The organism is Trinickia sp. EG282A (assembly GCF_040965455.1).
GTDB lineage: Bacteria > Pseudomonadota > Gammaproteobacteria > Burkholderiales > Burkholderiaceae > Trinickia > Trinickia symbiotica.
The window spans coordinates 39,306-61,661 of sequence record NZ_JBFRCC010000001.1 but is presented as its reverse complement, the minus strand read 5'-3'; the positions used below and the strand labels follow the sequence as shown (position 1 = coordinate 61,661).

Below are 22,356 nucleotides of genomic sequence, written 5' to 3'. Positions count from 1 at the left end.
GTCGCACCCGTGCCGAATCGGACTTCAGGCCGCGGCGGGGATGACTACGACCGTGTGCTTCTTGTCGACGCCTTTCGTCGTGAACTTGACGTGACCGTCGACGAGCGCGAACAGCGTATGGTCCTTGCCCATGCCGACGTTCTCGCCGGCGTGCATGCGCGTGCCGCGCTGACGCACGATGATGCCGCCCGCGTTGATCGCCTGGCCGCCGTAGACCTTCACGCCGAGGCGTTTCGACTCGGAGTCGCGGCCGTTGCGGGAAGACCCGCCTGCCTTTTTGTGTGCCATCTGATTGCTCCTTGACCCGTGCGCTTACGCGTTGATCGCGTCGATGCGCAGTTCGGTGTAGTTCTGGCGGTGGCCAGCGTGCTTCTGGTAGTGCTTCCGGCGACGCATCTTGAAGATCGTCACTTTGGGATGCCGACCGTGGGATACGACGGTAGCTTTGACGGAAGCCCCACTGACCAGCGGCGTACCGAATTGAATCGATTCGCCTTCGCCCACTGCGAGAACCTGGTCGAGCGTGATTTCAGCGTCAATGTCTGCCGGTATCTGTTCTACTTTCAATTTTTCGCCGACGGCAACCTTGTATTGCTTGCCACCGGTTTTTATGACCGCGTACATTGAGAACCTCACTCTGTTGTCTGCCGCCGCATCTTCGCTTCCTCGAGCTTCGCGAATCCGCTTCCAGACTCCGCAGCCTGATGCTCCGATCGGAAGACGATGCTGCACCCGACGGGCGGCGCCCCATGCACCGTGCATGGGAAACGCGTGATTATACATAGGCTTAGCTGCTCGGTCAAAAACTTGCTGGCTATCCGTCGACTACGCGGCGAGTGTCGATACGCCCCCGAATTTCGAAGCAATGTTCCGTCGCGGCGATTCTTCACACCGTTTCGCCCCCGCGCTGTCCGCATGGACTTCGTGCCGAAGCCAATGCGAGCAGTTCGGCCGGCACCGGTTTCACGGCGCCAGCATCATCCGGCGATCCCTCGGACCCGGTGAGAAGCCTTTATAATCCGCGGCACTACCCTATTTCTTCATCATGTCGTCGACTGCCACCTCTTCTCCCAGCGCCGCCAACCTGCTCGCCCCCATCACGGAGGACATGGAGCAGGTCAATCGCGTCATTCGGCAACGTTTGGCCTCGGAGGTGATGCTGATCAATCAGATCTCCGAATACATCATCGGAGCGGGCGGCAAGCGGCTGCGGCCGGCGCTGCTTCTGCTCGTGGCGCGCGCGCTCGGCGATACCACGGCCCATCGGCACGAGCTCGCGGCCGTCGTCGAGTTCATTCATACGGCCACGCTGCTGCACGACGATGTCGTCGACGAGTCGGACCTGCGGCGCGGCCGCAAGACGGCCAACGCGCTCTTCGGCAACGCGGCGAGCGTGCTCGTCGGCGATTTTCTCTACTCGCGCTCGTTCCAGATGATGGTGAGCGTCGGCAAGATGCGCATCATGGAGATTCTGTCGGAGGCGACGAACATCATCTCCGAAGGGGAGGTGCTCCAGCTGCTCAACATGCACGATGCCGATGTGGACGAAGGCCGCTATATGCAGGTGATCCGCTACAAGACGGCGAAGCTCTTCGAGGCGGCGGCGCAGCTCGGCGCGGTGCTGGCGGGCGCGGATGCGACCACGGAGGCGGCGGCGGCCGAGTTCGGCCGACGCATCGGCACGGCGTTCCAGATCATGGACGACTGGCTCGATTACACGGGCACGGCCGAATCGATGGGGAAGAACGCCGGCGACGACCTGCGCGAAGGCAAACCGACGCTGCCGCTCATCTATTTGATCGAGCGCGGCACGTCCGAGCAGTCGGCGCTTGCCCGGCAAGCGATCGAGCAGGGCGGCACGGATCGGTTCGAAACGATCTACGAGGCAATTACGCGCTCGGGCGCGCTCGATCACACGCTCGAGTGCGCGCGACGCGAGGCGCAGGCCGCTGCGGCGGCGATCGTCTCGTTCCCCGAATCCGTCTACAAGGAAAGCCTGCTGGAGCTGTGCGCGTATTCGACGGCACGGCAATCGTAGGCTGGCGAAGCGGTGCCGGTTTGCCCGCCGTCAGCGATTTCTCGATACGGTCATTCCCTTCACGCGGAAACGCTGTTAGAATAGCGGTCTTGCTCGACGAATATGCGGCTTCCATTGTCGCCGAACGTTCGCTTCGAGCGTCAAATTTCGGGGTGTAGCTTAGCCTGGTAGAGCGCTACGTTCGGGACGTAGAGGCCGGAGGTTCGAATCCTCTCACCCCGACCAGAATTTAAGGCTCGTAAGTAGCTGATTGAATTGGGAAACCAAATCAGTCAATGACTTACGGGCCTTTGTCTTTTCCGGCATCGTCAATCTACCTTGTCAATTCGCGTGTCAAAATATGCGGATGGACGACATGCCGACACTGCCCCCAGGACTGGAACCGCATCCCCAAAGCGGTATCTATCAACTCCGTATCGGCATCCCCAAGCACCTTCGGCACCTGTTTCCTCGCACGCGTAGCGGCAAGCTGGCGACCGATGCTTATAGAGCCAGCCTCAAGACCCGCAACCGCGCTGAAGCGATCACCATCGCACACCGGCTGATAGCCGAACACCGAGTCCGATTTCAGGCGCTGGAGGACAGTACGCGTCCCGCGCCATTCGTCCCGCTGTCAGAAGAGCTAGAGGCTTACATCGCCCAGGCCGTACAAAACCTGGTCTTGGCGCTGGATGAACAAACCCGTGTCACTCCGCTATTGGTTGGCGCCTACAGAGGCCAACGCTCCAATACCGCTGTGGAGACATGGGATCAAACGGGGGATTTCCTGACCCAGGAGCAGGCCGTAGCAGCGCAACGGTTTGACCAAGAACAGGCCCGGGCTTGGAAGGCAGCATTAGCTCGGGGAGACTTCTCGGCCACCCGTGAGTACGTAGACTTCGTTTGTGATCCCCTGTCTATTCGCGTGGAATGGGACACGCCCGAGGGTCGGCTGGCACTTCAGCGCATCACGCGAACTCTGGTTAGGGCCATGGATGCAGTGGCACAAAGAAGCCATGGTGAACCCGTAGATACGCCGCCTGCCCCCGTCATCCCCAAGGGACTCACTCCCGACGACGAACCCGCAAAGAAGACTCGGGAAGCACCCAAAACCGTTCGGGACATGGTGCCATCCTGGCAGCAGTGGAACGGGTATGCCGAGACAGACAACCCTGTAAAGCGCACCCGGAAGGCGCTAGAGTTATTCGAGGAAGCGTGCGGCACAGTCCCCTTGAGCGATCTGACGCGAGCGACCGGAGCAGCCTTCGTCAAGTTCCTGTTGGACAGCAAGGCGCGGGGCTTCGGGGCCAAGACCGCTCACAATCACTACACGTCCGTAAATGCTTTAGTGAACACCGCGGTAAAGGACGGCATCCTCGACCGCAACCAGTTCACGGTCTCGTTCGATAAGACCAAGGGCGCGAAGAAACGCGAAGGATGGACCGATAACGAACTGGAGGTATTGTTCGGGGCACCCCTGTTCTCCGACCGAATGGAGCAGGTACACCACTGGGAAAACGTAACCCCCGAAGATGGTCGAGCAGCCGTGCTGCTGCTTCTGCATACCGGGGCTCGCATAGGTGAGATAGCGCAATTACGTCGCGAGGACTTCCAAACTCGCCACAGCATCAAAACCGTTCGTATCACCGCTGAGGCCGGGACTGTCAAGACCGACGAATCGGAGCGTATCGTCGCGCTAGCTTCTCACCTGCTGGCGGACCCATGGTTCTCCGCGTGGCATGAGAGGATCGCGGGTAGTACGGGCGGTGCGTTCCCGTCATTGAGGGGCCGAGCAACCGCACCGGGCGACACCTTGGGTAGATGGTTCCTGGAGCTTAGGCGCTCCCTCGGGTTGCCGACTGGTCGCCTTCACGGATCGCACAAATTCCGTCATTGGATACGCGGGGCGCTGGCCGACAAGGGAATCGGCACCGAAACGGCTGACTCAATCACGGGCCACGCCGCGCACGGCTCTAGCGGTCGAGTGGACTACACCAAGGCAGCAAGCCCCAAGACCATGCGCGAGGCACTAGACAGTCTTGAATGGCCTAGGATCACGGCAACACCTCGACCTTAACCCATGCCTGAGCACCCCTTTACCACGTAAGCGCCCGCGTCGGCGTGTGTCAGTGCATCAGCCCCGGCCGATACGGCGCCACTCAACACGCCGGCTCGCATCGCCGTCCTTGAAAAAATGGTTCGGCCACGCTGCGTTGGCCGAACCCGGCATCATTTAATGGTTGTAAAAACCGGACGAATCCGTCTTAACGAGCGACAGCCGTGTCGGCGCCAAGGCGCTTCAGGCCGTCGACGAAACCGCCCACGTAATCCTGGCTGAATTCGAATATCAAACCCTTGCGGACCTCGTGCGCGACCGTCACCGGCTTGTAGCCGTCGCTCGTCGGTTCGTATTTCGTCAGCGCACGGCCCGCGAAAATCCGGATCGGGCGATTCTGGCTATAGGCTGCCTCGACCTCCTGAACGGGCAACGCAATCATCTGGGTCCACGAGGCCCCGCTACCGGTGCTGGTGAAGCATTCTAGGTTTTTGATCGTTTCACCGTTCATGTCGGACACGTGGTCTAGCGACTCGTAGGTGCCATCGTCCGTCACCAGCCAGAACTCAATGCCCTGGCCCGCATGGAAGCCGTGATAGCCGTGCTCGACCTCGTTGTCGGTCGGGCAGCGCTCTTCCGGATGGTTCGTGCGCCATGCATTCACGAAACCACCGTTCACGATCACGCCAGCGACGATCCGGTACGCCTGTGCATGCCCGGCCGTGTTGTAGTTCGTCGAGGCCAATTGCAGATTCAGATCGAGCCAGCCGTGGAAATCCGGATCATTGATGAACTGCTGTCGGTAAAACTGTGGTGCCGCATACGTCCGAACCATGTTGCAGCCGTTGCAGCCGGGATACCCCGTCTTGACCGCCACCTTCGCGGTGACTTGTTCCCGAGTGAGAGGTGTCGTATTGACTGCGCAGCCCGACAGCGCAATGACGCCCGTGAGCGACGCGGCAAGCAGAAGCTTCTTCATTGTTGATCCCCGAAATAAAAAACGATGCGCAGCGGCGGACAGCATCCTGTCCCGTGGCATGGATGACAACAAATGGATGGGGAGCTTGAGCCTGACGCGCGATTCAGGGTCAGGCGCGTGAGCAGTGCGTCACGGCGAGGTATTTCGACTTTGACTTCTCAATTTCTTTAGCCCCGAGGTGCTGTTTTGTTCTTCCGGTGCAAATTCCCATCGGAAAATTGCGTTATTTGTAGCTCTTATCGGGATAGATTGCTACGATATTCGTAGCGTGTCAATCGGCGGCACGGCGACGCCTGGGGACACCGTCCAGATCAGTCGATGTCTGTGGCAAGTCAGCTTCCTGCAAGACGACCCAGAGACTCAAAGCATGCGAGGACCAATATGAAGTCGCTGGTACTTTCCTATGGTCGATTGACCCGGGCTCCGTTCATGACGCGTGCGCTGGTGGGCCTGCTGACGTTTGCAGCAGCGGTTCTGATCGAGGTTTTTCTTGATGTTGTCTGGACGCATTTCCACATCAACCCCGCTATCGCTGACCGCTTCGTGCAGGCGATAGCCGCGCCCATCGTAGGCCTGCTGATTGCGCCCATGCTGCCTTTCCTCGCCCAGTTCTTTGACGGAGAGCGATCGGTCAGGCCACAGCCAAGCTGGCAATATGATCCCTTCAGCAGGTGGGATGACGATGGAACGTTGGATTTATATCAAGATCATCGCACCATGACTGATCGGCTTACCACTCCTGCGTGTTCATCGATTTCTGGAAACCTTCACCACGGCGGCTGGTGACGCTTGCGACACGATGTGGACCGCCCCTCACCCAAAAAGGATCGACATGAATGCCCTCATGCGAGAAATCGTCGAGGCAGCGAAAGAAAGCCCGAGGCTGTTCTTTGCACCGCTGGTCGGCGCCATTAAGGCCGTCCGTCGCGAGATGGATCATCTAACTAACGGCAACCTGCGCGAACTAGGGAGCACCAGTTCCCGCTCGACCACCGACGATCAGCGCTGAAGCGGATTTTCATACGCGCATGGGCTGTTTTGCGCGAATTTTCACGGCCGCGAGCCCCTAAAACGCTACGATATTTGCAGTATGCAAAAAATCACCTAGCTACGACATTCGTAACTCAGTTCACAGGGTTACGCAATGGCTGCAGCAGGACATACCGTTTTCGGAGGCAGGCTCAAGGAAGCCCGCCTGCGCGCGGGCCTGTCGCAGAAAAAGCTCGGCATCGTCGCTGGCCTTGATCCCTCTGTCGCCAGCACCCGCATCAATCGCTACGAACTGGGTCTCCACAAGGTGGACTATGCGTTTGCCCGCCAGCTTGCTGCTGCGCTATCAGTGCCCGCCGCCTACTTTTATGCCGAGGACGATCAGCTCGCCGAATTGATTTTGCTCTATGGACAGGCCACTGAGAAAACGCGATCAATATTGCTGACTCTTGCGCGCGAGCTGTAGATTACGGATATCTGTATTTTTCGGTCGGTTTGCTATTGCACAACGCAATAATTCGATGAGAATGGCAGGATTGCTGGATGTCTCGGAACGGCCCAAGAGCTGCCTTTCACGCAACACCGAAGACTTTCATTCCAATGGCCGATTCGCTTCGGACGCTGCCCCACGGCAAATAGAAGGAGCTTGTCGACTATGGCCGACATTGATCGCAGTTCCGCGAGGGGCTACCAGTTCCCATTGTTTCACTGACGTTATCATTACTACTCCATCAAGCGAAACCAGTCTTTTACCGTTAGCCTCAGCCTGACCACTTCGTCCTCAGCTAGCATGCTGCAGTGCGCAATTGGCCCCCTAAGCAGGTTCAAACTGTGCATCACACGATTAAACGCTTTCTCACTATTAAAAATGTCCGCGAAATGCACCCAGTTTTTTCTGACAATATCGGCAAGTTCACCAAACGTTGTGTAATCCAGTTCGTCTTCGGATCGCTGCGTGAACCCAGAATCAATATCACGCTGCATGTTATCTCTGACGTTTTTTAGGGTGTTTTCTGGAATATCTGCTTTTGACCACCAGTCTTCGCCTAACTCGGCTCGGAGTTTCTCTTTGATCAGGCTGCGAATTGATACTTCAAGGCAATAAAACAAATCATAGTGGACTGCCATAAACCTGGCCTGTCGCCGAATCGCTTGATCGAACTGCGGATAGTATTCGTCATCTTCTTCCTCGGCCTCGAAAACAGAGTCGCGACCAAGATTCAGCTCTAACTCCTTCTCAACGGAATCCAAAGCTCGCTCGGCCATTTGATTGGACAAGGCAAAGACTTTCACTTTTTCGTGCATAGCTATTTCTGAAGGAGGTTATCACGCAAGCTTTTGAAAATCGCATTGAAGACAGCAACATCATCTGTCTTCGGCAACACTAGATTTATTGTGTACGCTAAACCAAGCTTGACTCCTTCGATTCCGGCGCCATTTGGCAACGCTGGGGGATTCTCGATTGGCTCCTCTTTGTTATTATGCTGAGGCTCGCTGTCTGTCGAAAAATCAGCAAAGCTTTTAACTGCCTCGAATGTCCCAACGATCGCGGTAACTGTGCCATTACCTTTCTCAAGACCAGTCATTTCAACCACGAGTCCTTCCAGATCCTGCCTACTTAGACTATGAGCATACTCGTTTCGCGAATATATATCGCCATAACAAGTCTTAATGGCTTTCGCCATGGCAGATTTTGAAACCGCCTGATTCGTATTCCGGAATTGTCGATACAGATCTGTTGGGGTTCCGTCGGTAGCAATAAGACCCAACCTCTTAGCGAGAGGAACAAAGGCTCGTGCGCTTCCACTAGAAAACCCAAGTTCCGTTGCCAAGAAGTCTTGAGTGAAGCGTTCAGGCGTTGCAGCGACCTTGATTTTTTCCAGTATCTTTTTGGTCAGACCCGTGGAATTCATAAATGCCGGATAGTTTTTTGCCATGGTATTCCCGAAATGGACTTTCTTTGGTTTCCAGTCTCGCTTCTCACCCTCAAGCTTTCTCGACTACCTCCCGCGTCGTGGTAGCTAAAAAACACTCTGCGGGGCATGAGAGCCTGACACATTATGCCTTAGACACGTGCGGCCGCACCCAATCAAACGGACGATGAAGTTCCAGCCAAGGCAATATGGCTGAACATCCGCAACGGTCGACGAGTTGTTCCTGCGTGATGGACCGTTCCCCGTCTGATTCCGGCCCTCAGAGCGACAACTGCTCGACCGGCTGGAACGCGTCCGACTTCTGCCGGACGAAGTCGGTCCGGGGCAGATACGTTTGTCGACCCCGCGTCGGACCGGGTTCGGCCAAGTGCGGAAGCTCGCAGCGTCACCGAGGCCGCCATTTGCGTGGCTGCTCGGCATCAAGCATTAGACATTTATCCTCGGCTAGCCGACTGCTCGGAGTCAACTGTGCGCGTGGGCTGCAGGAACTACCAAGCGGTACGGGACGCCGCACAGCGTAAGCTATACTCCTGACTCGACTTGCCAGCCTCAATTTTAGCAATCGCACTTTGAGCGACCGTCGGTCGACACCGTACCACGAGAATATGGACATGACGCACTATATTTTTGCGATTTTGCTTGTCGTTTTCAAATTGATACTAAAAGTGGCGACGGGACGCTCGATGAACCGAGTCGATATACTCAAAGCCATATTGAACTTTCCTTTAGATCTCGCTTTTTTGGGCTTATCCTTTGGCGTCGTCTATATTCTGACAATGCAGACCAAGCATCATCCATCCGCATCGACGGAAACCGTTTGTCTCGCCTTTTTTTCATATATTGTATTCGCATCCGCAATAGCTTTGATTTGCCGATGGTCTGACATTCTCTTCAACAGAGATCAGAATGGAAACCCCATAGCTTGGGCAACAGGAAACTACCTGCTGGCATTCAGCGTTCTTGCATATTCAATCTATATCCAGTGATACGAGCATGAAGACCTTTGACAGTGGAGAGTGGGGAACGCTGATCGCGGTTGTTTCGGCATTGACAGCGATAATGTCAATGCTTATGGTGATCCTTATGCGTACCATGCGCGATCGGTCCAAATCTGACTACAACATCGAGACGCAGCGAGCGGAGCTCTCTGCGATGCGAGAGTCATTCGAGCGACGACTAGAAATGGTTACGGCGCAGCTACTATCGAGTGAACAGCGCTGGCGCGAAGTCAACCATCTATTGATATCCGCGCAAGAGCGTCAAGCAAAAACCTTCGAAAGGGAGCCGATCAAGAATAATCGGCGGTCGTCGTCAGTTCCTGATTTCCTTAAAGAAATGGGGGTTGGAGACACTCAGATCGACGTAGAAACGGATCTCGTTTTTGTGCTTACTCCATTCGACAAGGAATTTATTGACGATTTCTACTCTGTAAAATCGACGTGCGAATCGGTTGGCCTTCGATGTGTTCGAGGAGACGAGGAGCACGCGTCTGGAGATATTTTTTCTCATATTCTAAAATTAATCGCGAAGTCAGATTTCGTGATTGCCAACATAAGCTCTCGAAATCCGAATGTCTATTACGAGCTAGGCATTGCCCAAGCGCTGGGGAAATCTGCGATTTTGGTTTCCCGCGACAAAGCGGATTTAACATTTGATCTTCAATCACAGCGCATCATTCTTTACAAAGACGTCGGCGATTTATCACAAAAATTAAAGGATATGCTTTTGAGGACGGTTCTTCAGCAACGCCGAACTCAGAATAACGTACTAGGTACCTAAGGTGCCCGCAGCGGCCCTGAATATTCATGCTGAAAAATAGCGGGCGGCAGACATAACGTTACGACCCGCTCCACAAATACCCAACATGGGTACGAATGCCTGAATAGAGAAACTCAACGGCCGTTAGAGCCCTGTCTACGAGAACGGCCGGAATGGGGTCGCCTCTGGCAAACTCCGTAGGGCACTGGTCGGCAATTTCTGGCACTCGCCGGCGCGCTCGCTTGGCCGCTCCGTCCCCTAAAGGGACGTCAATTCGACCGTCGGCACTTCCGCAATGAGCGCCGATTTGGGAGGGCTTACGTGTTTCGCGTCGGATATACTTCACGGCAGACTCGCTGACACCGCGGGCCATGCAGGATTGTCCATTCAACTTATTGGCGAAGCAAATGACGCACGGGCCGACCTACTACGAAAGCCGGGGATTTTGCATATATTGCAGTGCGACAAAAAACTTGTCGGACGAGCATATCGTCCCGTTTTCATTGGGTGGCGCGCACGTCCTGCGGAAGGCGAGTTGTGCTCGATGCGCCGATATCACAAAGAAGTTCGAACAGAAGGTTAGCCGAGACCTTTGGGGAGATGCGCGCGCTGCGTTCAACGCTCCGACCCGACGAAGGAAAGAGCGTAAGACGCACATCGAAGTTGAAGACCGTAAGAATCTCGGTAGGACCTTGAAGTTCCCCGTAGGTGAATATCCCGCTGGCTTCGTTTTTTACAAGATGACAAAGGCAGGGTTTCTTCTGGACCTGCCCGACGATATAGATCTGACCGTTCATTGGCAGATGTCCGTGATTGACGATTCTGACCGTCGCGAGAGCTTTCTGGAAAAGCACCCGGACAACCTGCTCTTAAAATTTCGGCATGTACCGTATGACTTTGGCCGGATGCTGGCCAAGATCGGGTACGGACAGATATTGACTTCGCTCGATCCCGGCGATTTCAGACCTATTTGCCTCCCGTACATCCTCGGCACGAAGACGAACGTATCGTTTGTTGTTGGTGGCTCAATGGATGACCAAACCCCAATGGATGTTGGGTATAGCTTGCAAACGGCGGGGTTCGGCAGCCTACAGCGATTGATTCTCGTTGCCACCATACGTCTCTATGCCAACACCGCGTCACCTGCTTATCACGTTGTGGTTGGCGACGTTAGCGGAGAGGAAAACGTGCGTCGCGCTATGCACAAGCTAGAGCAGAAAGAGGGGGCAGAGAACATAGTCTTAGACACACGCGGGAAGGAACATTGGTCGCCCGTCAATCCGTTCTAGTATGGGAATAGTCGTTCGGGGAACGCTGGTGAGGCAACGGGGCGATTGGCCGCTCTCGAGAAGCTGAGTCGAGGAAAAGTCAAAGCGAACGGCGGTAGCGAGTCGCACCTCAGCCGGCCGCCCTACTTCGATGGCACCTTGGCTCATGCGAAGCCCGCCAAGTGATATCCGGCCAGGCGGAGACGGCCGCACGACCGCTCTAAATCGTCGTCATTCTGGAAGAGCAAACACAGAGACGTACGATCCGAAGCAAGAACAAGCCGTCCGCTGATGCCGGCGACTCGATTACGTTATTTCTTTGGTACAAGTTTCGTGTACCGCTGGTTTACCGGGGACCCGCGAAGCGGGGCGCAGGGCCAAGCGGCCCGAAGCTCTGCCCGCCTCGCGGGCAGATGGGGGAGCCGCCAGACGCTGGGCGCCCCAGCGCCCAGAGGCCGCCCTAGCGGCCGGCAGTCTGGTGGGGGCGGAGCCCGAGCGCTGGGCGAAGCCCGGCTACCTGCTTGTTTTAGGTGCCCACCTGTGGGTACCGGTGAGGTCGTCCAGACCTCAAAAACAAGCAGGTAGCCGGGCTTTGGCCGGCGCTCCCCCGAGGGTCGCGAAGCGGCCCGCTGGAAGCCGCGCCAACGAGCGCGGCTGTGAAGGCAACTGGAGGGAATCGAGGCGGGCGTCCAGCCCGCCAGCAAAGGGAATCCGGCCCTCTCGGCCGGACGCCGAAGGCGCCTTTGTGGTCGATTCCCGGAGGGCGCAGGGGCCGGCATCGGCCCCGCCGTATTGTCCGTATTATTGTGTATGATCCAGTACATGCTTAACATAAGATCGAGCACATAACGCGTATGGATAATATCGACAGACAGGCCGCGTTCCGCGAAGCCATGGCAAAAGACAACGAGCGCCGAGAGCAGACTCAGGCCGCGCGGGCTCGGCTGGCGGAAATCGTTGAAACGACCGGGGGCAATATGCGTGCTCGCGGAAGAATCAAGGAGGAAAAAGCATTAAATTGGGTGTACAGATGGGGCTGGTCGACGCCAGGAATTATTGATTTGTGGTGCGGCGCGGCGAATAGAAACACGTCCACAAACCTGGTCAAAAAGGGCCTTCTGAAGACCACAGAAACGGGCTGGGACGGCACCAAAAACCGGCCCAAAAAGATACTTACCCTGACCGATCTGGGCCTCTGTTTTGCAGTGGAAAAAGCCACTAACTTGGTCAAGTACAAGGGCAGCTTTAGCAGCATAAATCTGCTCCATCTGAGGCATTATTTTTATGCCCAGTTGATGACACTGAACGCCGTCTCAAACGGCGAGATTATCGACTTCCAGACCGAGGCCGAATTCAACGAAAAATCGGAGAAAAACGAGAAACGCCCCGACGTGCTGTGGCACCTGCCAAGTGGGGAAGTCACAGGGGTTGAGGTCGAGTTGACCGAAAAGCATGGCCATGACCTGCTCAAGTTCGTCGACGACTCCACCATGCAGCTGTACATGGACGAAGCCCAAACGGGCCACGCGCCGCTGTTCACCAGGTTGATCATCGCAAGTACCAGCCAAGGCATCCTCAAACGCTATCAGGCAGCGTTTGCGCCGGGTCTGGAGACCCGGCAACCGGTAAAAAATGAAGCAGGCCGCTGGGTTTCCCGGCCAAGCGGCTGGAAAATCCCGCGCGACATCGTTGGCAAAATCTCGTACCGACTTCTCGACTAACTAGAGGAAAACCGGCGCCTTCCGTGGTAAGCTGACGGCCAGTTACCTTGTCAATTCGACGCGCGTTTGACATTGACGAAGTGCCCGGAAAGCCTTATTCCATAGTCGATACAGAGAGATTCGAATCCTCTCACCCCGACCAGAATTTTCTTGAGCAATCAAGGCGAAAGCCGTCCAATCAGCTGGGCGGCTTTTTTGTTTTTGGCGGTTGCGTGAACCGCCCTGCCCCGCCTTCTCATCGCATCGGCGCGGTATAACCCGCGCTCCCTACACGAGTTTTTCCACTACCGGAGAGACTCGCGTGGCGAGCATCAACAACCGCAGCCGCTATTTCGTCCACGTCACGAAACCTGCGACCTCAGCCGCGACTTCCTCTTCAACCGGGTCAACGATGCCAAGGCGTACTCGATGGTCGCGACGATGCGGTTGGCTTCTTTCAGGCACCGCGCAGTCGCGCTGAAATTCTTGTACCCCCTTCGAGTCAGCGCGCGGGGGCGTCAATTACCCCAACCCGAATCGGAAGGAGCGACAACTATGACGAGCCCCTATCAGACTATTGACACAATAGTGTTTTTATGAGATATTAAAAACGGAAGATTAGCCTAGTGGTCGAAGGCAGCCCTCTACGAAAGGGCCGAGCGGGAAACCGCTTCGTGGGTTCGAATCCCACATCTTATTTAGAAGGGCTGCTCAGTGAGCAGCCCTTCGTCGTTTTTACGACTCACCAAGCCTTGCTAGCGGTGCTGCTGTCGAGTGTTACTTCTTGATCTCGTCTTCGGCAGGATGCTCCTGCGTAGCCTTCAGGGTCTCTTCCGTTAGCTCACGCGCAAACGTCTTTAGGCGACGTTCCTGCTTCGCAGACACGAGCATCTTCTTGGACGCCAAATTCCCAATTTCAATAAAATTTTCGATTGCGGCTGGCGTGATCGCGTTATTTCCGGTTCTGTCGCGGGCGGCGCTCGCGATAGTTTCAGGCGAGAAATCTTCTGCCAAGCGATTCAAACGCTCCAGATTTTTGCTCAAAAGTTCTGCATTGACTACGCCCATGGAGGCCTCCTGTCATGTCGGCGGCTAACCACGAGTGTGGCTATACCTCGCCCTGCCTGCGTTGCGCCGAAAAAAGGATGTTCAAGCGGCGCCAACCACCCGATCTTACGTCTGATAATGTCCTTTATCAAACATAAACGGAGTGACCTATGGAAGTTCACGGCGGCAAAATCGAAGGGCCTTTCACGGTTGACCGGGATCTGACGATTCACGGAATGGTTGCTGGACGCGCCACGGTGCGCCCAGGTTGCAAGCTCTTACTGCACGGGATGGCGACAAGCGATCTGGTGGTTGAGCCGGGTGCGCACGCTACGGTTCATGGCAAGGTCAACGGGACTGTGATCAATGAAGGCGGCACCGTTGAGATCCACGGTATGGTTGGCGCGGTCGCAGATACAGCGCCGTCATCCAGGACCGTAATTGCACATGGCGCCGTCGTCACGGGACAGCCATGAAGCGTGACGTGGACCTGATCCGTGAGCTGCTGCTTAAGCTCGAAAGTTTGCCCATCGAGCGTGGCGATGTCTTCAACATCAGCGCGGACGATGAGGCGCTTCAGATACCGGGCTACAACGGGCAACCAGATCGATTACCACCTGTCGTTGATCGAGGAAGCTGGCCTGATTGATACCGCGGACGCAGGCTCGATGACCGGGTACGGCTTCCGGCGTCTGAGCTGGGCCGGCCATGACTTTCTCGATAGCGTGCGCAGCCCCGACGTGTGGGACCGAACGAAGCGCGTCGCCTCGGCGGCCGGAGGCTGGACGATGGATCTCCTGGCCGCTTCCGCCAAGGCGTACCTCGAGTTCAAGTTCAAGGAGCTGATGGGTGGTTCGCACTGACCATCTAGTCCCGACCGGTGTCGTGGTGCAGGTGCTGGTTGCGTCGGCTGGCGAGCGCGCCAGCGTGCGCTTTCTGGAGTTCTTCGCCTCGGCGATCCGCAACCCGCACACACGCAGTGCCTACGCGCGCGCCGCGGCCGACTTCCTCGCCTGGTGCGCAGGCGCGGGCGTCGCCTCGCTCGCGGCCCTGCGGCCGCTGCCATGGCGGCCTGGGCCGAGCTCCAGACTCAGGCGCACGCGGCTCCCACCGTCAAGCAGCGCCTAGCCGCCGTGCGGCACCTGTTCGATTGGCTCGTGACCGGCCAGGTGGTGGCGGTGAATCCTGCCGCGCCGGTGCGCGGGCCGCGCCACGTGGTGAAGAAGGGCAAGACACCGATGCTCAAGGCGGCCGAGGCGCGGCAGCTGCTCGACGCGATCGACGTGAGCTCGTCGGTGGGCTTGCGCGATCGCGCGCTGATCGGGCTGATGGTGTATTCGTTCGCGCGGGTGGGCGCGGCCGTGGCGATGCGCGTCGAGGATGTCTACATACAGAACCGGCGCCTGTGGGTGCGCCTGCACGAAAAGGGCGGCAGGCGCCATGAGATGCCGTGTCACCACACGCTTGAGATCTACTTGCACGCCTACCTAGAGCATCTGAGCGGCACCGGCCTCGCGGGTGATCCGAAGGGGCCGCTGTTCCGCATGATTGCGAGCGGCACCGGGCGGCTCAGCGATGCGCCGCTGCCGCAGGCGAACGCGCACGCGATGGTGCGCCGGCGCGCGGTGGCCGCCGACATCGCGACCAAGATCGGCGACCACACGTTCAGGGCGACCGGCATCACCACCTACCTGAAGAACGGCGGCACGATCGAGAACGCCGCGGCGATGGCCAACCACGCTTCGACGCGCACCACGCAGCTCTACGACCGCCGTAGCGACGACGTCAGCCCCGACGAGATCGAGCGCATCCGCCTATGGGGAGCGTTCCATCACGATGGGTGCCACGCCGCGTATCCGGCTGAAACCGGCACACTGTATACGTCGACGACTTATTTTTTCCGCTTCGATTTGCTTGGCTTAGCGCCCTTGCGCTGAACCAGGTCGGACGCCGCCACCTCCTTTTGCTTCTTCGTCGACTTCGGGTCACGCAGGATCTTGCCAGCATCGGATGCTGCTTTCTTTCCAGTTGACATGGCTACCTCTCAAGGATGGGGTTCTTTTCTCACAAGGAATCGCTGCGATGCATACCATTGGCGCACATACACAGCTGCGCGAAACGATTCGCTACCAGTAGATTTCTTTGTTGATGCTGGCTTCGATGGCAGCCGGGCTCAGGCTCCGGAAGAAGGGGTGCCAGTTGGACGGCGCGATGAAATGCGATCGGCCGCCAGAGCTCCATACCGGTACTACGGTTCCTGCAAGACCGGCAGATCGCGCTTGGCCCTGCAGCTCCGCAATGATCTCTCTTTGCTCCGTGTTCGCCTTCTGGCCGAACGATGCGGCTAGCGGGACGATGATCAGGTCGATACCTTGCTCTCGGACATGTGCGACTCTAAAACGCGGCATAGCACCCTCGTTAGACGGGTTGTAACAGGGCGGTTTTGCCGCCCCGTTCGGGCAATGAGCTAGCTCAAGCGCACTGCGATTGCGCGAGCAAATTGTCGTTCCACACGCCGTCGGCGTGAGTTCGCAGGAAGGGACGGTACCCGGTAGGCCTGACCACGCCAACGTCAGCACGTTTTCCCGTACGCGGGTCCAGGACAAAGAACGTGTTGCTCCTGTTGTCGATGCTGTTGATGACGTCTTCGATTGGCCATCTCCAGTTTCCAGCCGGATTGCCCACATGCGTGATGTGTTCGTGGCCCCCGTGCGGGATGGATTTGGTAATGCAGGTGATTCGAACGTCAGCCATAGCGGTTCCTCGGCAATAGATATACGATCCAGGGAGGGCAGGAAAGAGCAGCCCTTACAAGCGATGGCTTGGGCGGAAGGCTGATTCAGACATCGGGGCAGGAAATCTCTTCGTCTGTCCGTAAAGACCTGCGGGAGAGCCAAGAATAGAGAGAGGGGGCCATGAGTGAAGAACAAGACGGGACTTATTCGCCGTCCGAGCTGAAAAGCATGCTCGAAGCCTTTTCGGAAGGCGATTGGATCAAACTGGGGAAGGTTGCGGACGCCCTATGCTGGGGACTCGCGAAGGAAGGAAAGGACATGCTGCAGGAGGTCATCACGCGGGCCCTAGCAGGCACGCGGCGCTGCCCTCGAACTGTGCCGGTGACGGTTTTCCTGGTCAACGCGATGAGAAGCCATCTCGACGCCCTGCTCCGGGCGCGAGAGGCGGATGTCCTGACACAGGCGGTAACGGTCGATCCGGATGACGAGGCCAACGCGGCGCTGCTGACGCAGCAGCAGGATATCGCAACCCCTGACGAGATCCTGATGGCAAAACAAACCATGGCCGCGATCGAAGAGGCGTTTAGCGATCATGAGACGGCGCAGTTGGTCTTGATGGGGCAGGCGGATGGCCTGAGTCCCCAGGAAATCCAGGCGATTACTGGACTCGAGCCGGTGCAATACGCAAGCGTTTTGCGGTTGATCCGGCGCCGGCTTGATAAATTGAACCTGGGGGGAAATGCATGATGGCTATCGAACCGGTGGACCCTCGAGAAGCGCTCAGGAAGCTCGCCGATCTCTATATCGACGAGCTTCTGAAGACACCCGAAAAAGACCTGCTAGACGATGCCCGATCAGACCCGGCGCTGGGCATAGCCGGAATAATGGCTAGGGAGGCGTACCTGCAGGCTCAGAAGCTAGCGGGCAAGCATAGACTGGCAGCGGCTCGGCAGGCTGTGGACCAGCACAGATCGGACGGCACCAAACCTTTGCCCGCTGTCGACATAGAGAAGGCCCGGACACTCTTAAAGAGAATCTCCGCCAACGACCCTGCATTCAAGGGGAAATTCACACTGGCGGCCCGCAATCTGGAAGAACTGAGCGACGTCGAGATCGTTTCCATCATGACGGATCTTAGGAGTCTGGGCGTACTGCCTGACGATGCCGACCAATGAGTGCGATCAACCCATATTCACGCGCGGAGCAACGCCTGCAGGCGCTTGGTATTTCGGCGCCTGAGGACATCGATCTCGAGGCAATCGCCTGGGACGAAGGGGTCCGGGTTCAATACAGTGACTTGAGCGGCTGTGAGGCAAGACTCGTCGGCGTTGGCGACCGTGCGATCGTCACCATCCGTTCTTCAACGGATGACCGACGCAAGAGGTTTTCTCTGGCGCATGAACTGGGGCATTGGAACTATCACCGGGGCCGATCGTTCGAGTGCCGCGCCGACGATATGGTCGAGAAATTCAGTAGCAAGCCAATAGAGGAGCGCGAGGCGGACAGCTATGCCGCTGACCTGCTCATGCCCGCATACATGTTTCAGCCGCTCGTGCGCAACGTTAAACGGCCGACGTTTGACGCTGTAAGCGAGCTCGCCGAGAAGTTCAATACCAGCATTACCGCAACAGCCATACGGATGGTTGATGTCAATGTCTGGCCTTTGCTTCTCGTTTGTCATGCCAAGGGGGGGCGGCTCTGGTTCAAACGTTCGCGCGATGTCCCAGACCGCTGGTTTCCCCAGGGCGAACTGGATTCGGATTCGCTCGCATTCGACCGTCTGTTTGGCGAGAAGGACCGGACCCGGGCCCAGAAAATTGGGGCAGAGGCCTGGTTCGATCGGAGAGGGGCTGAGCGATTCAATATCGTGGAAGACGCAATTCGCATTTCGAATGGGCAGGTGCTCGCCTTGCTGTGGATTGAAGACAATGAGATGTTGGACGACAGCGGCCGATACTGAAATGTTTGATGAGCTGGCGTTAAAACTTTGAAGTTAGGCCCGCTCACGCAGTAAGTGCCATTGCGGAGACAGCCAGCGCCTTTGTGCCGCGCTATGGTGAGATTATCGACTTACGGACCGAGGCCGAGTTCGGTGAAAAGTCAGAGAAAAACGAGAAACGTCCCGAGGTGCTGTGGCACCTGCCAGGTGGGGAAGTTGTAGGGGTTGAGGTCGAGTTGAGCGATAAGCACGGCGATGACCTGCTCAAGTTCGTCGACGACTCAACCATGCAGCTATACAGGGACGAAGCTCAGACGGGCCATGCGCCGTTGTTCACCAGATTGATCATCGCAAGTACAAGCAAAGGCATCCTCGAACGCTATCAGGCAGCGTTTGCGCCGGGTCTGGAAACCCGGCAACCGGTCAAGAATGAAGCCGGCCATTGGGTTTCCCAGCCCAGCGGCTGGAAAATCCCGCGCGACATCAATGAAAAAATCTCATACCGCCTTCTCGACTAACCCGGAAAAACCGGCGCCTTCCGTGGTAAGCTGACGGCCAGTTACCTTGTCAATTCGACGCGCGTTTGACATTGACGAAGTGCCCGGAAAGCCTTATTCCATGGTCGATACAGAGAGGTTCGAATCCTCTCACCCCGACCAGGTTTCTGTTCAAAAACAGCGAGTTATTTAACTCGCTGTTTTTGTTTGTGCCGCAATCACTGGCAATCTCTGTCTGCTTATCGCGCGCTGCGCGGATTCGTCACGACGCCTCGACCTCAGGACCGCGTAGCGCCTCGGCATCGTCACCTTCACGGTGGGTCCGATCGGCAACCTCCTTCTGCACGGCTCGCCGTCCCTGCGTGACGCGCATCACAAGATAGAAGGCCACCGGCGTAAAGACGAGTCCGAGCAACGTCGCGGCGATGACGCCGCCGAACACGCCAGTCCCGAGCGAATGCCGGCTTTCCGCACCCGCGCCCTGCGAAAGCACGAGCGGCACGACGCCGAGCAGAAATGCCGCCGATGTCATCACGATCGGCCTGAAGCGCATCGCCGATGCTTCGACGATCGAGTCGACAAGCGGCATGCCGCGCGCATGCAGATCGCGCGCGAACTGCACGATCAAAATCGCGTTCTTCGCCGCCAAGCCGATGACCGTCACCATGCCGATCTTGAAATAGATATCGTTCGGCAGACCGCGCATGAACATGGCCGCCACGGCACCCGTCATGGCGAGCGGCACGACGATCAGCACCGCGAATGGAATCGTCCAGCTCTCATAAAGCGCGGCCAGCACCATGAATACGGCGAGCATCGACAAGCCGATCAAGAGCGGCGTCTCACGCGTCGCCTGTGTCTGAGCGAGCGACGCATCGGCCCAGTCATACGCGATGCCCTCGGGCAGACGGGCGGCGAGCCGTTCCATCTCGGCCATCGCCTCGCCCGAGCTGTAGCCGTCCGCCGCGCGGCCCGTCACGTCTAGCGACGGGTAGCCGTTGTAGCGCGTGAGCATGGTCGGCCCGCGCGTCCATTCGAGCGACGCGAACGCCGCAAACGGCACCATCTGTCCATTCGCGTTACGCACATCGAGCTTGAGCAGATCGGCATCGGTCGCGCGCATCGACGCGTCGGCGCCGACCATTACGCGCAGCATGCGGCCGCCCGCCGGAAAGTCATCGACATATGAGGTGCCGAACGTGTTGGCAAGCACATCGTCGATCGCGTCGAACGACACGTTCATCGCGTAAGCCTTCGCGCGGTCGATGTTCAGTACGACGCGCGGCGCGTCGGGCTGCGTCTCCGAACGCACGTCCGCGAGAACGGAGCTTCGCGCGGCCAGTTGCAACAGCTGCTCGCGCGCCGTATCGAGCACGTCATTGCCGACGCCACCCCTGTCCTCGAGATGGAACGTGAAGCCGTCCGACTTGCCGAGCCCTGGCACCGAGGGCGGCAACTGTGCGATTACCCGGCCTGCGACAATCTTCTCGAACTTCGCATTGAGCCGGTCGCGCAACGTCTGAGCGTCGATGTCGCGATTCTTCCAATCCTTCAGGTCGACAAACGCCATACCGACATTCTGCCCGCTCCCGTTGAAACTCCAGCCTATGACCGTCGTGACGTTCGAGACCGCCGATTCCTGCCGAAGGACGTCTTCGACTTCGCGAATGACCGAGAACGTACGCCCTTGCGTCGCCCCGGGCGGAAGCTGGACCATGACCTGCAACTGACCTTGATCCTCCGTCGGCAGAAAGCCGTCGGGCAGCGATGCATACATCAGCGCCGCCGCACCGATCAACGCAAGATGAACCCCGAAGACGGGCCGTGAGCGCCGGAGCAATCGCGCGACGAGGTTCCGATAGCGGCCCGAAGCGCGATCGAACGACGCCACGAAACGACCGCCGAAACCCTTGGCATGATCGGCCGCCGGCTTGGGCGCCATGCGCAAGCTCGCGCATAGCGCCGGCGCGAGCGAGAGCGCCATGAACGCGGAAACGAGGATGGCCGCGATCATCGCAATCGCGAATTGCCGATAGATGCCGCCCACGCCCCCCGCGAAGAAAGCCATCGGCACGAATACGGTCGTCAGCACGGCCGTCACACCGACTATCGCGCCGCCGATCTGCGCCATCGCCTTTTTCGTCGCCGCTCTCGCGCTCAAGCCCTCTTCCCGCATGATGCGTTCGACGTTCTCGACAACGACGATCGCATCGTCGACGAGAATGCCGATCGCGAGCACGAGGCCGAACAACGTAAATACGTTGATCGACAGCCCGCATACGGCCATCGCGGCGAGCGCACCCATCAGCGCGACGGGGATCACGACACTCGGCACGAGCGTGTAGCGCAAGTCGCGCAGGAAAAGCCACATCACGCAAAAGACGAGCACGATCGCCTCGAGCAGCGTGACGACGACCTCGTCGATCGCAATCTTCACGAAGTGCGCGCCGTCGTACGGGATTGAAACGGCGACGCCGGGCGGTAACTGTTTCGAGATCTCGGCGAGGCGCGCGCGAATGGCTTTCGAAGTCGCGAGCGCATTGCCGTCGGGCGCTAGCGAGATGCCGACCGTCGCCGCGTCATGCCCATTGAGACGCGACCAGAACGTGTAGTCGCTGCGGCCAAGCTCGACGCGCGCCACGTCGCCGAGCCGCACGAGCGCACCGTTTTGCTGGGCTTTCAGCACGATATTGGCGAATTCAGCAGGGGTGCGCAGTTGCCCGCGCACGCTAACCGAGGCCGTGATCGCCTGCCCCGGCCCCGACGGCGTATTGCCGATCGCTCCGGCAGTGACGGCCGCGTTCTGCGCGCGAATGGCTGCGTTGACGTCCGCCGGGGCAAGACCATATTCGCGCAGCTTCATTGGGTCGAGCCAGATCCGCAGCGCCTCGTCGGCATCCCAGAGCTCGGCATTGCCGACACCGGGCGCGCGCTTCAGCTCGCGCAGCACGTAGCGGCTCAGATAGTCGCCGAGCGCCGTCGAATCGCGCGTGCCGTCGGTCGAAACCAGACTCACGAGCATGAGGAACGTATTCGTCGCCTTGAAGACGCCGATACCCTGTTGCACAACCTGCTGCGGCAGCCGGGGCTCGACCTGCTTCATGCGATTTTGCACGCCGACCATCGCAATATCGGGATTCGTGCCTGGCGCGAAAATCGCGTCGATTTCAAGGTTGCCGAAACCGTCGCTCGATGTCGCGTAGTACTGCAGGCCGTCGACCCCATCGAGGCTCTCCTCGATGACGCTGGCGACGTTGCTGTCGACCACCTCGGCGGAAGCCCCCGGGTACGACGCACTGATGACAATGCGCGGCGGCGTGAGCTTCGGGTATTGCATGACCGGCAACATCGGCATCGCAAGCACGCCGGCCAGCACGATTCCGAGCGCGACGATCCACGCGAATACAGGACGGTCGATAAAGAAAGAAGGCACGCG

24 protein-coding genes, 2 tRNA genes and 1 pseudogene are annotated in these 22,356 nt (G+C 58.1%); 18 read left to right on the top strand and 9 right to left on the bottom strand.

The annotated features are described in order from the left end of the window. Positions 1-24: 24 nt before the first annotated feature. Together rpmA and rplU are read right to left on the bottom strand one after the other, a co-directional pair. A complete protein-coding gene (rpmA, locus tag AB4Y31_RS00305; protein ID WP_368672211.1) occupies positions 25-288 on the bottom strand; it encodes a 50S ribosomal protein L27 in 264 nt (87 codons plus the stop codon). Between the two features lie 24 nt (positions 289-312). Then, positions 313-624: a 50S ribosomal protein L21 gene (rplU, locus tag AB4Y31_RS00300; protein ID WP_018443583.1), complete on the bottom strand. Its 312-nt coding sequence runs from the start codon at positions 622-624 to the stop codon at positions 313-315. 421 nt (positions 625-1,045) lie between these two features. Between rplU and AB4Y31_RS00295 the strand changes: the two genes are divergently transcribed. From AB4Y31_RS00295 to AB4Y31_RS00285, 3 genes are all read left to right on the top strand, one after another. After that, positions 1,046-2,038 (top strand): polyprenyl synthetase family protein, encoded by a 993-nt coding sequence (locus tag AB4Y31_RS00295; RefSeq protein ID WP_368672210.1) that lies wholly within the window; start codon positions 1,046-1,048, stop codon positions 2,036-2,038. Between the two features lie 148 nt (positions 2,039-2,186). After that, a tRNA-Pro gene (locus AB4Y31_RS00290) sits at positions 2,187-2,263 on the top strand. 25 nt (positions 2,264-2,288) lie between these two features. Further along, positions 2,289-4,094, top strand: a complete 1,806-nt coding sequence (locus tag AB4Y31_RS00285) for a tyrosine-type recombinase/integrase (protein ID WP_368672209.1) — start codon at positions 2,289-2,291, stop codon at positions 4,092-4,094. 187 nt (positions 4,095-4,281) lie between these two features. On the opposite strand, the gene AB4Y31_RS00280 is transcribed toward AB4Y31_RS00285, so the two are convergent. Beyond that, positions 4,282-5,052, bottom strand: a complete 771-nt coding sequence (locus AB4Y31_RS00280; protein ID WP_368672208.1) for a hypothetical protein — start codon at positions 5,050-5,052, stop codon at positions 4,282-4,284. Between the two features lie 381 nt (positions 5,053-5,433). Here AB4Y31_RS00280 and AB4Y31_RS00275 point away from each other — a divergent pair, with 381 nt between their 5' ends. The 3 genes from AB4Y31_RS00275 (at position 5,434) to AB4Y31_RS00265 (ending at position 6,508) form a co-directional block, all read left to right on the top strand. Beyond that, positions 5,434-5,838, top strand: coding sequence for a hypothetical protein (locus tag AB4Y31_RS00275; protein WP_368672207.1), 405 nt, complete (start codon positions 5,434-5,436; stop codon positions 5,836-5,838). Between the two features lie 46 nt (positions 5,839-5,884). Next, on the top strand, positions 5,885-6,061 hold the full coding sequence (locus tag AB4Y31_RS00270) for a hypothetical protein (protein ID WP_368672206.1): 177 nt from the start codon (positions 5,885-5,887) through the stop codon (positions 6,059-6,061). A gap of 135 nt (positions 6,062-6,196) precedes the next feature. Continuing rightward, on the top strand, positions 6,197-6,508 hold the full coding sequence (locus AB4Y31_RS00265) for a helix-turn-helix domain-containing protein (RefSeq protein ID WP_368672205.1): 312 nt from the start codon (positions 6,197-6,199) through the stop codon (positions 6,506-6,508). Between the two features lie 257 nt (positions 6,509-6,765). Here AB4Y31_RS00265 and AB4Y31_RS00260 read toward each other — a convergent pair whose 3' ends face one another. Together AB4Y31_RS00260 and AB4Y31_RS00255 are read right to left on the bottom strand one after the other, a co-directional pair. Beyond that, positions 6,766-7,347: a Swt1 family HEPN domain-containing protein gene (locus tag AB4Y31_RS00260; RefSeq protein WP_368672204.1), complete on the bottom strand. Its 582-nt coding sequence runs from the start codon at positions 7,345-7,347 to the stop codon at positions 6,766-6,768. A gap of 2 nt (positions 7,348-7,349) precedes the next feature. Next, positions 7,350-7,979, bottom strand: a complete 630-nt coding sequence (locus AB4Y31_RS00255) for a DUF5343 domain-containing protein (RefSeq protein ID WP_368672203.1) — start codon at positions 7,977-7,979, stop codon at positions 7,350-7,352. 608 nt (positions 7,980-8,587) lie between these two features. Here AB4Y31_RS00255 and AB4Y31_RS00250 point away from each other — a divergent pair. From AB4Y31_RS00250 to AB4Y31_RS00230, 5 genes are all read left to right on the top strand, one after another. Next, on the top strand, positions 8,588-8,962 hold the full coding sequence (locus AB4Y31_RS00250) for a hypothetical protein (RefSeq protein ID WP_368672202.1): 375 nt from the start codon (positions 8,588-8,590) through the stop codon (positions 8,960-8,962). 7 nt (positions 8,963-8,969) lie between these two features. After that, complete coding sequence (locus AB4Y31_RS00245; RefSeq protein WP_368672201.1) at positions 8,970-9,755, top strand: hypothetical protein; 786 nt, start codon at positions 8,970-8,972, stop codon at positions 9,753-9,755. Positions 9,756-10,141: 386 nt separating this feature from the next. Continuing rightward, positions 10,142-11,023, top strand: coding sequence for an HNH endonuclease (locus AB4Y31_RS00240; RefSeq protein WP_368672200.1), 882 nt, complete (start codon positions 10,142-10,144; stop codon positions 11,021-11,023). A gap of 833 nt (positions 11,024-11,856) precedes the next feature. Continuing rightward, positions 11,857-12,723: a hypothetical protein gene (locus tag AB4Y31_RS00235; RefSeq protein ID WP_368672199.1), complete on the top strand. Its 867-nt coding sequence runs from the start codon at positions 11,857-11,859 to the stop codon at positions 12,721-12,723. A gap of 591 nt (positions 12,724-13,314) precedes the next feature. After that, a tRNA-Arg gene (locus tag AB4Y31_RS00230) sits at positions 13,315-13,401 on the top strand. 78 nt (positions 13,402-13,479) lie between these two features. Here AB4Y31_RS00230 and AB4Y31_RS00225 read toward each other — a convergent pair. After that, positions 13,480-13,770: a hypothetical protein gene (locus AB4Y31_RS00225; protein ID WP_368672198.1), complete on the bottom strand. Its 291-nt coding sequence runs from the start codon at positions 13,768-13,770 to the stop codon at positions 13,480-13,482. Between the two features lie 149 nt (positions 13,771-13,919). Between AB4Y31_RS00225 and AB4Y31_RS00220 the strand changes: the two genes are divergently transcribed. The 3 genes and pseudogenes from AB4Y31_RS00220 to AB4Y31_RS00210 all read left to right on the top strand — a co-directional run. Beyond that, positions 13,920-14,225, top strand: a complete 306-nt coding sequence (locus AB4Y31_RS00220; protein WP_368672197.1) for a hypothetical protein — start codon at positions 13,920-13,922, stop codon at positions 14,223-14,225. Positions 14,226-14,291: 66 nt separating this feature from the next. After that, the gene (locus tag AB4Y31_RS00215) at positions 14,292-14,612 is read left to right on the top strand and encodes a DUF2513 domain-containing protein (protein ID WP_368672196.1); all 321 of its coding nucleotides are present in this window, start codon (positions 14,292-14,294) and stop codon (positions 14,610-14,612) included. A 22-nt stretch (positions 14,613-14,634) separates the two neighbouring features. Beyond that, positions 14,635-15,566 (top strand): annotated as a pseudogene (locus AB4Y31_RS00210) (tyrosine-type recombinase/integrase); the annotation flags it as partial. 309 nt (positions 15,567-15,875) lie between these two features. Here the strand turns inward: AB4Y31_RS00210 and AB4Y31_RS00205 are convergent. Both AB4Y31_RS00205 and AB4Y31_RS00200 read right to left on the bottom strand, forming a co-directional pair. Continuing rightward, positions 15,876-16,157 carry a hypothetical protein gene (locus AB4Y31_RS00205; RefSeq protein WP_368672195.1) on the bottom strand — a complete coding sequence of 94 codons (282 nt, stop codon included), beginning with the start codon at positions 16,155-16,157 and terminating at the stop codon, positions 15,876-15,878. Between the two features lie 64 nt (positions 16,158-16,221). Then, complete coding sequence (locus AB4Y31_RS00200) at positions 16,222-16,503, bottom strand: DUF3892 domain-containing protein (RefSeq protein ID WP_368672194.1); 282 nt, start codon at positions 16,501-16,503, stop codon at positions 16,222-16,224. Positions 16,504-16,664: 161 nt separating this feature from the next. On the opposite strand from AB4Y31_RS00200, the gene AB4Y31_RS00195 reads away from it, so the two are divergent. The 4 genes from AB4Y31_RS00195 (at position 16,665) to AB4Y31_RS00180 (ending at position 18,941) form a co-directional block, all read left to right on the top strand. Further along, the gene (locus tag AB4Y31_RS00195; RefSeq protein ID WP_368672193.1) at positions 16,665-17,231 is read left to right on the top strand and encodes a hypothetical protein; all 567 of its coding nucleotides are present in this window, start codon (positions 16,665-16,667) and stop codon (positions 17,229-17,231) included. Beyond that, positions 17,228-17,659, top strand: a complete 432-nt coding sequence (locus AB4Y31_RS00190; RefSeq protein WP_368672192.1) for a hypothetical protein — start codon at positions 17,228-17,230, stop codon at positions 17,657-17,659. Before AB4Y31_RS00195 ends, AB4Y31_RS00190 begins: the two co-directional genes overlap by 4 nt. Then, the gene (locus AB4Y31_RS00185) at positions 17,656-18,444 is read left to right on the top strand and encodes an ImmA/IrrE family metallo-endopeptidase (protein WP_368672191.1); all 789 of its coding nucleotides are present in this window, start codon (positions 17,656-17,658) and stop codon (positions 18,442-18,444) included. Before AB4Y31_RS00190 ends, AB4Y31_RS00185 begins: the two co-directional genes overlap by 4 nt. A gap of 83 nt (positions 18,445-18,527) precedes the next feature. Next, positions 18,528-18,941, top strand: coding sequence for a hypothetical protein (locus AB4Y31_RS00180; RefSeq protein ID WP_368672190.1), 414 nt, complete (start codon positions 18,528-18,530; stop codon positions 18,939-18,941). Between the two features lie 241 nt (positions 18,942-19,182). On the opposite strand, the gene AB4Y31_RS00175 is transcribed toward AB4Y31_RS00180, so the two are convergent. Then, positions 19,183-22,353: a multidrug efflux RND transporter permease subunit gene (locus tag AB4Y31_RS00175; protein ID WP_368672189.1), complete on the bottom strand. Its 3,171-nt coding sequence runs from the start codon at positions 22,351-22,353 to the stop codon at positions 19,183-19,185. Positions 22,354-22,356: the final 3 nt, after the last annotated feature.